Origin of the sequence: Microbacterium sp. (assembly GCF_051953575.1) — a bacterium.
Classification (GTDB): domain Bacteria; phylum Actinomycetota; class Actinomycetes; order Actinomycetales; family Microbacteriaceae; genus Microbacterium.
Genome location: NZ_JBQCIP010000209.1, coordinates 1 through 12,690 on the forward strand (window position 1 = coordinate 1; position 12,690 = coordinate 12,690).

Consider the following 12,690-nt stretch of genomic DNA (forward strand, 5'->3'; position numbering starts at 1 on the left):
CGCTCGTCGGCATGGTCACCCAGACGAGCTCGATCGTGCAGGGTCTCGCCGAGGGCACCGGCTACCGGTACCAGGTCGTGGCCGTCAACGGGCGCGGCGAGTCGGCACCGAGCGCGGTCGTGACCTTCACGACCAAGCAGGCGCGGTACAAGTACGACTTCCAGCTGAAGGGCAATCCGCTCATGGCGGGGTACACCGAGGTGAACCCCGACACGGCGTACACCGCCGAGCGCGGCTACGGCTTCACCAACACCCTGCCCGCGTCGGCCGGACGCGACCGCGGGGCCGCCGACGGCTCGAACGACCTCGTGCGCGACTTCGTGCTGCCCGGCGACACGTCGACGTTCGCCCTGGACGTGCCCGACGGCACCTACTCGGTGAAGACGTACTCGGGCGACTGGATCGGCTCCACCAAGACGAGCTTCCGCGTCGAGGGCAAAGAGGCGGGGTCGGGCAACGCCGGCAAGGGCTCGGTCAACGAGACCCTGCGCGGCCCGTTCCTCGTCACCGACGGGCAGCTGAACATCGAGGCGTACGGCGCCGCGGCGGGCACCCGGCTGAACGGCCTCGAGATCACGCCGATCCTGCTCGGACCGGTGGGCCTGCAGGTGACCGGCATCGACGCCGACCCGGCGGCCCCCAGCGTGTCGCTGGCGTGGACCGGCGAGACCGGCCTGACGTGGAACGTCTACCGCACGTCGCCGTTCGACGCGAAGCCGGTGCTCGTGGCATCCGTCGACCAGCCCTCGTTCGTCGACACCTCGGCGCGCGTCGGGCTCGACTACGCGTACCACGTGACCGCCGTCGACCAGACGAAGCTCGAGTCGGTGCCGTCGAAGACCGTCGAGGTGTCTTTCGTCGACGCCTCGGTCGCGCCGCCGGCTGCCCCGACGGGACTCGCCGTCGAGAGCATCGACAAGCGGTCGCTGGAGCTGTCGTGGTCGCAGCCGCTGAACGCGCTGTACTACCTGGTGTTCCGCTCCGAGGTCGACGGCGAGCGCGGCGATCTCGTCGGCGTCGCCGACGCGAACCGCTACACCGACACGTCGGTGCTCACCACGATCCCCTACTTCTACACGGTGGTCGCCGTGAATGCGGGCGGTGCGGGTGCGGCATCCGCGCAGCTGAAGACGGATGCGGTGACGGTGCTGCAGCGGCAGGCCGAATACCTCGATCGGGCTCCGGCCGCGGTGCCGACAGGTGACGGCACGCTCGTGTCGTGGCGGATGCTGGGCACCGACCCCGACGGCGTCGCGTTCCATGTGTACCGCGACGGCAAGCGCCTGACGACGACGCCGATCACGGACTCGACGAACTATCTCGACAAGTCCGGCTCTGCGGCATCCACGTACTTCATCACGAAGGTGCTCGCCGGCGTCGAGACGACCGAGACCGAGACGTTCGGCGTGCAGGACGGGTCATACCGGAGCGTGCCGCTCGACAAGCCCGCCGACGGCTACACGAAGGACGGGCAGCCTTACAGCTACACCGCGAACGACACGAGTGTCGGCGATGTGGACGGCGACGGGCAGTACGAGCTGATCGTGAAGTGGGACGCCCGCTCGCACGACAACTCGCAGGCCGGCTACAACGGCAACGTGCTGTTGGACGCCTACCGGCTCGACGGCACACGCCTGTGGCGCATCGACCTCGGCGTGAACATCCGGGCCGGTGCGCACTACACGCAGTTCCAGGTCTACGACTACGACGGCGACGGCCGGGCCGAGGTCATGATGAAGACGGCGGACGGCACCATCGACGGCATCGGGCAGCCGATCGGCAACGCCAGCGCCGACTACCGCAACAGCTCGGGGTACATCCTGAGCGGTCCGGAGTACCTCACGGTGTTCGACGGCCTCATCGGCGCCGCGATCGACACGATCGACTACGTGCCGCCGCGCGACGACGTCGGGGCATGGGGCGACACGTACGGCAACCGGGTCGACCGGTTCCTCGCGGCGACCGCGTACCTCGACGGCGAGCACCCGAGCGCGATCTTCAGCCGCGGGTACTACACCCGCGCGGTGATGGCCGCCTACGACTTCGACGGCTCGAAGCTGCACCAGCGCTGGGTGCTCGACTCGAACGACGAGGGCGCTGAGGGCTTCTACGGCATGGGCAACCACAACCTGTCGGTGGCCGACGTGGACGGCGACGCCAAGGACGAGATCGTCTACGGCTCGGCCACGGTCGACGACGACGGCTCGCTGCTCTACTCGACGGGACTCGGCCACGGCGACGCGATCCACGTGTCGGACCTCGTGCCGGCGAACCCGGGGCTGGAGGTGTTCGCCGCCCACGAGGAGATGCACGCGTCGGGCAACCGCGGCGCCACGATGCGCGACGCCCGCACCGGCAAGATCCTGTGGTCGATCCCCGCGACGGTCGACACCGGCCGCGCCGCGTCGGCAGACATCGACCCGCGATACGAGGGCGCCGAGGGGTGGGCCGTCGGCGGCGACGCCGCCTGGAACTCGCCCGTCGGGCAGCTGAAGTCGTCGACCGGCGAGCTGATCTCGACCGAGATCCCGGCCGCGAACTTCCTCGCGTGGTTCGACGGCGACCCGCTGCGCGAGATCGTCGACCACGACTGGAACGCCGGCTCGTCCGAGGGCGTGCCGACGGTCGGAAAGTGGAACTGGCAGACCGAGACCACCGACGTGATCCTGAAGGCCGACGGAGCCCGCTCCAACAACGGCACCAAGGGCACGCCCAACCTGCAGGCGGACCTGTTCGGCGACTGGCGCGAAGAGATCGCGTGGCGTTCGGCGGACTCGACCGAGCTGCGGATCTTCTCCACCACCGACGAGACGTCGATCCGGCTGCGCACGCTCATGCACGATCCGGTCTACCGGCTCTCGGTGGCGTGGCAGAACACCGGCTACAACCAGCCCCCGCAGACGAGCTTCTTCCTCGGCGACGGGTTCACGCAGCCGGCCGCCCCGCGCATCGCCGTCACCGGCGACCCGGGTGGAGCGGTGGATGCCACGGCCCCGGTGCTCTCGAGCGTCCCGGCCGACGGCACCCTGCTGCCGAGCACCGGCACGTTCACCGTCGGCGTGACGGCGGACGACCCGGAGTCGGGGGTGCGCAACCTCGACATCGCGTTCGACGGCGAACCCGTCGCGCCCGGGGCGGCGATCGCGCTGGCCGGCAAGGTCGGCGTGCACACGCTCACGGTCAACGCCGTGAACCACGACGGCCTGGTCGCCCAGGCGTCGGTGCAGCTGCTGGTGTTCGACGACGAAGGCGCCGGATCGGCGCCGGGTCGCGGCATCCTGTCGTCCGACTCCGGCTGGGAGAACGGGCTCAGCGACGGCCGTTACACCGTGTCGATGAACCTGTGGTCGGGGGTCAACGGAGCCGTCTACAGGCTGTACGAGAACGGCGCGCTCATCGCGACGAAGCTGCTCGACGCGAACTCGCCCGCCGCGCAGCTGGCGACCGTCGACCTGACCGGCAAGCCCAACGGCACTTATGTGTACACGGGCGAGCTGATCAACGCGAAGGGCACGACCGCGACCACGTCCGTCACGGTGAAGGTGAAGGATGCCGCACCCGGCGTCCCCGTCCTATCGCACGACAACTACGACAAGGACGGCAACTACACCGTCACCGCGAACCTGTGGTGGGGCACGAACGCCACGTCGTACCGGCTCTACGAGAACGGGACGCTGATCGACGAGCAGGCGCTTGCCGCTGCATCCCCGAACGCACAGCAGGCGGCGAGCGCCGTCGTCGGACGCGCTCCCGGCACCTACACGTACGTCGCCGAGTTCGTGAATGCCGCCGGGACGACCTCGTCGAAGGCCATCACGGTGACCGTCAAGAAGTAGCGGGCCGACGACGGCCGGTCGCCCCTCAGGGGTGGCCGGCCGTCGCCGTGTCAGCCCGAGGTTCCGAAGCCGCACCACTGGCCGACCCAGGTGAGGATGCGGCCGCGCAGGTCGTCGCCGACGAACAGCTCGAACTCCCCCGGCTCGCCGTCGAGGGCGACGCGCACGTCGAAGACCGTGCCGCGCTTGTCCTCCTGCACGGCGTGCGGGTCGCACCGGAACGGTACGATCGGCACCTCCACCACGATCGGCGCGGTGTCACCCGCGGCGACGTCGACATCCACCGCGTAGAGCTCGTCGTCGCCCGGGCCGGTGAAGTCGATGAGGTTCGTCCGCTCGAGGCCGACCACGGTGACCGCCGCCGTCCCCGTCGGGGTGACGGTCAGCTCGAGGGCGGCGGGCTCGCCGGCTGAAGAGGGCGTGAACCCGGTGAAGGCGACGGCGGCGGCATCCGTCACCCGCTTCTGCACGCACTCGCGGGCGTGCAGTGGCGCGAGGAAGCCCACCGGATCGGGGGCGGATGCCTCGACCTCGGCGCTCCCGGAGTCGTCGACGAGCTCGAGCACGACGCGGGCCGACGCGTCACCCGGCGCATCGCAGTCGACCGGCGCGAGCTGCACCCGGATGTCGACGCTGCTGCCGGCGGGCACGGTGCTCACGCGGTCGGCGATCACCCGCGTCGACGGCCCGCTGAACCGCGGGTCCTCGACACGCACGTCGCCGATGGTGAGCGGGGCGTCCGACCCGTTCGTCACGCGCACCTCGGCCTGCCGGGCCGCGACGTCCGCCCGCAGCTGCTGAAGCTCCACGGTCACCCCGGCAGGCAGGGTCGGGGCGGGGTCGGACTCGGCCGCGCAGCCTGACAGCGCCGCGACGAGCGCGAGCGCTCCGCAGACCCACCCCCGCGCGCGCATGTCAGCGGGTGAGCGTCTCGCGTGCGACCGTGAACTCGTCGAGCGCGACCGGATCGATCTGCACGCCCAGGCCGGGCCCTGTCGGCACCCGCACGTGCCCATGCTCCAGGACGGCGGGCTCGGTCACGATGTCGCGCGTGTAGAAGCGGTCGGATGCCGACACATCGCCCGGCAGCGTGAAACCCGGCAGCGCGGCGAGCGCGGCGTTCGCAGCCCGGCCGATGCCGGTCTCGAGCATCCCGCCGCACCATACCGGCACGCCCGCTCCCAGGGACCGGTCGTGGATGCGGACCGCTTCGAGGTAGCCCCCGACGCGGCCGGCCTTGATGTTGAGGATGGATGCCGCACCCAGGGCCAGCGCGTCGGCCGCCGCCTTGTCGGACACGATGGACTCGTCCAGGCACACCGGGGTGCGCAGGCGCCGGGCGAGCGTGGCGTGGTCGACGATGTCGTCCTCCTGCAGCGGCTGCTCGATCAGCAGCAGGTCGAACCGGTCGAGCTCGGCGAGGGTGTCGGCGTCGGCGAGCGTGTAGGCCGAGTTCGCGTCGACCTGCAGCGGGATCGTGCCGAACGCGTCGCGCACCGCGGCGGTGTCGTCGACGTCGCGACCGGGCCGGATCTTGAGTTTGATGCGCACGTAGCCCTCGTCGAGGTAGCCGGCGACGGTGTCGACGAGCGCCGCCGGATCGCGCTGGATCCCCACCGACACGCCGCTCGGCACGCGGTCGCGCACCGCGCCGAGGTACTCGCCGAGCGGCCGCCCCGCCGCGCGCAGCGCCGAATCGAGCACCGCCAGCTCCAGGCCGGCCTTCGCCATGCGGTGGCCCTTGAACGGCTCCAGCACTCCGGCGACGTCTTCCGGCGCCAGCGTGCGCCGGTCCAGCAGTGCCGGCGCGAAGAACCGCAGCGCGACGTCCCACGCGCCCTGCGTGTATTCGCTCGAGTACAGCGGGTCGGCCTGCGTGACGATCTCGCCCCACCCCTCGCCGTCGGCGGTCAGCGCGCGCACGACGATCACCTCGCGCACCGTCTCGGTGCCGAACGACGTGGTGAAGGGCGACACGAGCGGCAGGTGCAGCACCCGCAGCTCGAAGCCTTCGAGGGTGACGGGATCCGCGGGCCGGGCGATGGGCATGCGCTCAGCGTACGCCCGGGCGTCGACCCGGTCCGGGCTCAGTGCGCGAGGTGCAGCGTCGCCGCGTCGCGGCGGACCGGGATGTACGTCGACCGTGCCGTACGAGGACGACGCCGGCGCGGCTCGGTCTCGGTCAGGCGCCGTTCCGCTCGCCGCAGGGCATCCCCCGCGGCGAGGATCAGGGTCTCGATGTGCTCGTGCATGGCTCCTCCTTCCTCACCGAAGAGCCGTGGCCGGGCGCTCTGATACCTCCCGGGTGCGCGAGCCTGTTGCGTGTCAGGCGGGCAGCTCGGCGAAGGCGCGCACCGGGAACGTCCCGAAGCCCTCGACCGCAGGTGGCGCGGCCGTGAAGCGCGCGCCGCGCGGGGGCAGCGCGCCGAGCTGGGTGAGGTGCTCGACAACGTGCACGCCCGCGCCCAGCAGCAGCGAGTCCGCCGGGCGCTCCCCGCCCGACTCGGTGTCGTCGATGTTGAGCGAGTCGATGCCCACGAGCACGGCGCCCGCGTCGATCAGCCACTGCGCCGCCTGGCCGGTGAGGAACGGCGCCCCCACGCCGTACTCCGGCTGACCGAACCAGCGGTCCCATCCGGTGTGCAGCAGCACTGCGGCGCCCCGCACGTCGCGGTCGGCGAGCGTCTCGGGACGGATGCCGCGGCGCCCCGCATCCCACGCGTCCTCCAGGTGGAAGACCTCGGCACGCAGCCCCACGAGCGAGGCGAGGTCGAGGCCGGCGAGATCCCGGCCATCCGCGTAGCGATGGAATGGCGAGTCGAGATACGTGCCGGTGTTGCCGACGAAGTGGATGACGTCCATGGCGAACTCGGTGCCCGGCGCGTACCGCGCCCGGGATTCCTCGCGCGTCAGGTGCGGTGTGATCGTCGGCGCCGGCAGGCCAGGGTAGGTCACGAGCCCCGCCCGGATCGGGTGGCTGAGGTCGACGACACGGGTCTGCGGAGCGGATGCCGCCACCTCGACACCGCGGGACCCGCGGTGCGGCTCTTCGACGATCCGCACCCCGCGCAGCTTAACCTCGTCGACGAGCGCGAGACCCAGGTGCGCGATGAGCAGACGAGCGAGCTCGTCCTCGGAGATGCCGGCCGCAGGGACGTCGAGCCGGAAGCCGACTCCCGACAGCCCACCCCCGTTGGCGAAGCGGATGTCGAAGTCGAAATGGGCACGGTACTCGGGCATGCCGCGAGCCTAGGGGCGCGGCATCCCGCCCGTTCCTCCACCAACGCGAGTTGGCAGGCGACTTCGTGCCGACGGCAGGAATCCTGCGGCGGCGGATCAGGGACGCACCAGCAGATACCCGCGCTCGTCGTCGAAACCGCCGATCACGAGCCCCTCGGCCAGGTGGGCCACGATCTGGTCGCGCACTCGCGCGCGCCAGGCGGCGGCATCCGTCGGGGACTCCCGGCGCAGCGCCTCGATGTCGTGCGGCACCGCGACCGACGCCACCACGGCGTCGTCGTCGGGGGTGGGCGCGGGAGGTGCGGCCAGCGCCCACGAGACCATGATGCGGTCGGTCTCGTCGCCGCGGTTGACGCCGTCGTCCATCGGTCCGTAATGGTTGACGAGGTACTCGGTCGCCCGGGTGCCGAGCACCCGCAGGTTGAAGTGCGCGTTGCGGGCGACGAGCGGGTCGAAGGTCCATGTGATGTGGCCGACGTCGCGCGCGAGGGCCCACTCGCGCTGGTGCTGCTTGAGCACGCGCCCGAGTCCCTGCGACTGGTGCGAGGGCAGCACGCCGGTGATGTGGCTGTGCATCGAGCGCGCGGCGGGCGCCGCGAAGAACGCGACGGACGCCCCCACCATGCTCTCCCCGTCGTACAGGCCGACCGCGTAGTTGCCGGAGTGCGCGAGCGCGCGCAGCAGGTTCGGCGGCATGCCGCCGCGGTCGCCGCCCCACACCTCGGCGAGCACCGCGGAGGCGCGGTGGACCTCGTCGACCGTGTTGAGCGGGCGGATGTCGATGCCGGGCGGGGTGGCGGTCTCGGCCATGCCCCCAGTCTGCACCCGACGGTGCCCACTCGTGAGGCACGCGTCGGAGCCGGTGTCGGCGAGCGCCGATAGCCTGAACGGATGGGCACGGGCGGCGACGACGAGAGAAGACGACTGACCCGGATGCCCCGCCAGGGCGCCATCGTGGCGGTGCTGGCGATCGCCGGCCTGGCCTCGTCGTTCATGTTCACGCTCGTCGTGCCGATCCAGTCGAAGCTCCCCGAGCTGCTGGACGCCAGCCGCGAAGACACCGCCTGGGTCGTGACGTCCACGCTGCTGGCCGCCGCCGTGATGACCCCGATCTCGGGGCGCCTGGGCGACATGTACGGCAAGAGGCGCATCGTGCTCGTGCTGCTCGCGGTCATGGTGGCCGGATCCGTCGTGGCCGCGGCATCCCCCGGCATCGTCGGGGTGATCGTCGGGCGCACGCTGCAGGGCGCCGTGACGGGGGTGATCCCCCTCGGCATCTCGATCCTGCGCGATGTGCTGCACGAGGACCGCGTCGACTCGGCCATCGCGCTCATCAGCGCCACCCTCGGCGTCGGCGGCGCGCTCGGCCTGCCGATCAGCGCCTTCATCACGGAGCGCAGCGACTGGCATGTGCTGTTCTGGGTCGCGGCGGCGCTCGGCGTCATCGTGTTCGTGCTCGTGCTGTGGATCGTGCCGGTGAGCGCGCTGCGCACCGGCGGGCGGTTCGACTACCTCGGCACCGCCGGCCTCACGATCGGCCTCATCGGCGTGCTCCTCGCCGTCTCGCGCGGCAACGAGTGGGGCTGGGCATCCCCCGCCGTGCTCGCCTGCGGGCTGGGCGGCATCGTCGTGCTGCTGGCGTGGGGCTGGTACGAGCTGCGCACGCCCGATCCCCTCCTCGACCTGCGCGTCGCTGCGCGCCGGCCGGTGCTGCTGACCAACCTCGCCTCGATCGCGTTCGGGTTCTCTCTGTTCGCGTCGAACGTCGTGTACCCGCAGCTGCTCGAGCAGCCCACCACCGCCGGGGGCTTCGGGCTGTCGCTCGTCGCCGCGAGCCTCGTCGTCATGCCGGCGGGTCTCGTGATGATGGTGCTCTCGCCCTTCTCGGGGCGACTCGCGCGCACCGTCGGCCCCAAGCTGCTGCTCGTGCTCGGCGCGATCGCCCTCGTCATCACGTACGGCTTCACCCTGCTGTTCGCGAGCGAGGTGTGGCAGATCCTCGTCGCCAACATCGGCATCGGGTTCGGCATCGGCTTCGGCTACGCCGCCATGCCGATGCTCATCATGCGCTCGGTGCCGCAGTCCGAGACGGGTGCGTCGAACGGCCTCAACGCGCTGTTCCGCTCACTCGGCACGAGCACCGCGGCCGCCGTCGTCGGCGCCGTGCTCGCCACCTACGCGATCGACCTCGACGGCACGCCCATGCCCGGTCCCGAGGCGTTCCACGTGTCGTTCCTGCTCGGCGGTGCCGCGGCGGTCGTCGCCCTCGTCGTGGCGCTGTTCATCCCGCGCCGGCGCGCGCCTGAGGAGCGGCATCCCTCGCTCCCGGAGTGACCGTCAGCGGGCGGGCGGCCTGAGCGCCGCGAGCCGCACCGAATCGGGAGCGAGACGCTCCGCGACGGCGACCGCCGAGACGATCGCGCTCTCATGCGAATCGGCGTCGGCGGTGTACAGGCCCGCGAGCGAGATGCCGTGCGATCCCTGCAGCGGACGCAGCCGCCGCTGCGCGTCGAAGTACGCCGGGTCGATGAGCCCGTGCCGGTACGTGGCCGTGGCGTACAGCGGCTGCGGAGGTTCGTCGTCGTACGTCACCCAGCTCTTGAAGACGGGGATGCCGCGAGCCGGGCTCCAGATCGACAGCTGACTGTGCGCCCCGTCGGTGCGCACGTTCACGGCCGACCACGCGGCGCGGTCGCGGGGCATGAGCCGCGCGTCGCCGTGGATCGCGATGGTCGTGTCGAAGTACCGGAAGCGGGCGAGCTGCGTCCGCACCTCGACGGTGTCGGCGACCCCCGCGAGCAGTGCGTGCGCCGTGCTCGCGTCGCACGCGAACACGAGATGGTCGAACGGATGCCGCACCCCGGCCGCCGTGACGACCAGCGAGCCGTCGGCATCCCGGGCGACGGACTCGACCGGGCACCCGGCGTGCAGAGCCGCTCGCTGGAGCGAGGCGATCAGCGCGTCGACGTAGACGCGCAGACCGCCGGGGATCTCGCTCTGCGCCGGCGGCGTGATGCCCTTCGGCAGGTTCGCGCCCAGGTAGTACAGCGCGTTGTAGGCGGCGAACCCGCGGAACTCCTCCAGGTCGACGCACCAGAACGCGAGCAGCAGCGGGAAGAGGAAGCCGTCGACAAACCGCTTCGGGAGCCGGCGCCGCTCGACGTACTCCGAGATCGTGATCGTCGTGTCGTGCTCGGCGAGGAAGGCGGGGATGCCCGACAGGAACGCCCGGAACCTCAGCAGGTCCACGATCGCGCGCGGTGTGAGCGACGCCCAGACGGGCCGCCATCCGCGCACGGGGGGCATCGCGACGGGCCGGGTGCCGTCGTCACGGGCGACGGTGAGTGTCGCGGGGTAGGTCGTGCGCGGCACGTGGAGCGCGTCGAGCAGCCGGTTGAACGTCGCGTAGGCGGCGGTGCGCGCGAAGAACTGGAATCCGGCGTCGATGCTCAGCGTCCGCCCGTCCACTTCGATGTCGACGGTGTGCGCGTGACCGCCGAAGCGGTCCTCCTTCTCGAACAGCGTGACGTCATGCTCCTGCTCCAGCAGCCAGGCGGTCGCGAGGCCCGCCGCGCCCCCGCCGATGATCCCGATGCGCACTCCCGCACCGTACCGCGTGCCGGCGCGCCGGTACGCGGTACGGGGGCTACCGCCGGTGCACGGGTCGTCGCTAGCCTGACGTCATCCGGGGGGGCGACGGGAGCCAGCGCATGGACGGGCGTGATCAGGGATTTCAGGACGACGGCCGTGCTCGACGCCGAAAGGGCGAGCCCGAGCAGATCCCGGTGGGACCGCCCGACGGGGCACGTGCCGCGGCCGACGCGACGAGGACGGGGACGGTGGCCTCCACGAGCGGGACGGTCCCCACGGCCCCTCCACCCGCCGCTGGCGCGTCGCGCGGAGCCTCCGGCCGCGTGGGCCCAGCCGCCGGCACGACCGCTCCTGACGACGGCTCCGACCACGACACCCGGTTCTTCGGCCAGCCGTGGGCGCTCGCGCACATCTTCGGCGTCGAGATGTGGGAGCGGTTCAGCTTCTACGGCATGCAGGGCATCCTGCTCATCTACATGTACTACACGGTCGCCGAGGGCGGCCTCGGGATCGACAAGGCCACCGCGACGGGGATCGTCGGCGCCTACGGCGGCACCGTCTACCTCTCGACGATCCTCGGCGCGTGGGTCGCCGACCGGCTGCTCGGCTCGGAGCGGGTGCTGTTCTTCAGCGCCTGGGTCATCATGGCCGGGCACATCGCCCTGGCGCTGCTGCCGAACGTGTGGGGGCTCGGCGTGGGCCTCGTCCTCGTCGCCGTGGGCTCGGGCGGCCTCAAGGCCAACGCGACCGCCGTCGTCGGCACGCTGTACTCGGCGAAGGACGCCCGCCGCGACGCGGGCTTCTCGCTGTTCTACCTCGGCATCAACCTCGGCGCCTTCCTCGGCCCGATCGTGACCGGCGCGCTGCAGAGCAGCCTCGGCTTCCACTGGGGCTTCGGCGCTGCCGCCGTCGGCATGGCGCTGGGCCTCATCCAATACTCGTTCGGCCGCAAGCAGCTGCCCGCGGCATCCCGCGTCGTCGCCAACCCGCTCCCCGCGAACCGTCGCGGGCTCATGATCGGCATCGCGGCGGCGGGACTCGTCGTCATCGTGGTGCTGGTGCTCACGGGAGTCATCCGTGCCGACAACCTCGCCGGCGTGGTGATCCTCGTGACGCTGGCGGCGGCGATCGCGTACTTCGCGGTCATCATCGGGTCCCGCCAGATCAGCGGGGACGCCCGCTCGCGCGTGATCGGCTTCATCCCGCTGTTCATCGTGAACGTCGGCTTCTGGTCGCTGTACCAGCAGCAGTTCACGGTGCTGACGATCTACTCCGACGAGCGGCTCAACCGGATGATCTTCGGCTGGGAGATGCCGATCCCCTGGGTGAACTCGATCAACCCGATCTTCGTGATCATCCTGTCGGGCGTGTTCGCCGTGATCTGGACGAAGCTCGGCGACCGCGCGCCGTCGGCCCCGGTGAAGTTCTCGCTCGGCGCCATGATCATGGGCCTCGCCTTCCTGCTCTTCCTGCCGTGGGCCAACGGCGCCCCCAATTCGACGCCGCTGCTGGCGATCGTGCTGATCCTGTTCGTGTTCACCGTGGCCGAGCTGTTCATCTCGCCCCCGGGGCTGTCGGTGACGACCAAGCTCGCCCCCGAGCGGTTCCACACGCAGATGGTCGCGCTCTACTTCCTGTCGATCGCGCTCGGCACGGCCATCGCCGGGTGGCTCGCCCAGTTCTACGACCCGAAGAACGAGGTCCCGTATTTCACGATCCTCGGCGGCATCGCGATCGTCCTCGGCCTCGCCCTGCTGGCTGCCGTGAAGCCGGTGCTGAAGCTCATGCGCGGCGTGCGCTGACGATGAGGGATGCCGGGCGCCCGGCATCCCCTCGTCGTCACCGGCGCCGCGACGTCAGCACCGCCCCCACCGCCGCGAGCAGGGCGGCCACCAGCACGGCCGCGCTCGAGACGGCGGGATTGGCCGTTGGGCCGAAGGCACCGCTCAGCTGACCGCCCGCCCACGAGCCCGCCGCGATCCCGACGTTGAACAGCACGATGATGGCCGCGCTCGCGAGATCT

At 71.3% G+C, this 12,690-nt stretch carries 8 protein-coding genes and 2 pseudogenes; 3 read left to right on the forward strand and 7 right to left on the reverse strand.

The features are described 5' to 3' along the window. Window positions 1–3,836: pseudogene (locus tag ACTHNQ_RS12760) on the forward strand (hypothetical protein); the annotation flags it as partial. Between the two features lie 50 nt (window positions 3,837–3,886). Here the strand turns inward: ACTHNQ_RS12760 and ACTHNQ_RS12765 are convergent. From ACTHNQ_RS12765 to ACTHNQ_RS12785, 5 genes are all read right to left on the reverse strand, one after another. Next, a complete protein-coding gene (locus ACTHNQ_RS12765) occupies window positions 3,887–4,750 on the reverse strand; it encodes a hypothetical protein (protein ID WP_440333890.1) in 864 nt (287 codons plus the stop codon). 1 nt (window position 4,751) lies between these two features. After that, window positions 4,752–5,885, reverse strand: coding sequence for an o-succinylbenzoate synthase (gene menC / locus ACTHNQ_RS12770; RefSeq protein ID WP_440333892.1), 1,134 nt, complete (start codon window positions 5,883–5,885; stop codon window positions 4,752–4,754). A 38-nt stretch (window positions 5,886–5,923) separates the two neighbouring features. Beyond that, the gene (locus tag ACTHNQ_RS12775) at window positions 5,924–6,088 is read right to left on the reverse strand and encodes a hypothetical protein (RefSeq protein WP_440333894.1); all 165 of its coding nucleotides are present in this window, start codon (window positions 6,086–6,088) and stop codon (window positions 5,924–5,926) included. Window positions 6,089–6,161: 73 nt separating this feature from the next. Then, entirely contained in the window at window positions 6,162–7,076 is a 915-nt protein-coding gene (locus ACTHNQ_RS12780) for a cyclase family protein (protein WP_440333896.1), read from the reverse strand. A gap of 96 nt (window positions 7,077–7,172) precedes the next feature. Beyond that, on the reverse strand, window positions 7,173–7,886 hold the full coding sequence (locus ACTHNQ_RS12785) for a GNAT family N-acetyltransferase (protein WP_440333898.1): 714 nt from the start codon (window positions 7,884–7,886) through the stop codon (window positions 7,173–7,175). 123 nt (window positions 7,887–8,009) lie between these two features. On the opposite strand from ACTHNQ_RS12785, the gene ACTHNQ_RS12790 reads away from it, so the two are divergent. After that, a complete protein-coding gene (locus ACTHNQ_RS12790) occupies window positions 8,010–9,410 on the forward strand; it encodes an MFS transporter (RefSeq protein ID WP_440333903.1) in 1,401 nt (466 codons plus the stop codon). A 3-nt stretch (window positions 9,411–9,413) separates the two neighbouring features. Here ACTHNQ_RS12790 and ACTHNQ_RS12795 read toward each other — a convergent pair whose 3' ends face one another. Continuing rightward, on the reverse strand, window positions 9,414–10,676 hold the full coding sequence (locus ACTHNQ_RS12795; RefSeq protein WP_440333899.1) for an FAD-dependent oxidoreductase: 1,263 nt from the start codon (window positions 10,674–10,676) through the stop codon (window positions 9,414–9,416). A gap of 314 nt (window positions 10,677–10,990) precedes the next feature. Here ACTHNQ_RS12795 and ACTHNQ_RS12800 point away from each other — a divergent pair, with 314 nt between their 5' ends. Further along, complete coding sequence (locus ACTHNQ_RS12800; RefSeq protein WP_440333901.1) at window positions 10,991–12,469, forward strand: peptide MFS transporter; 1,479 nt, start codon at window positions 10,991–10,993, stop codon at window positions 12,467–12,469. 37 nt (window positions 12,470–12,506) lie between these two features. Here ACTHNQ_RS12800 and ACTHNQ_RS12805 read toward each other — a convergent pair. Beyond that, window positions 12,507–12,690 (reverse strand): annotated as a pseudogene (locus ACTHNQ_RS12805) (MFS transporter); the annotation flags it as partial.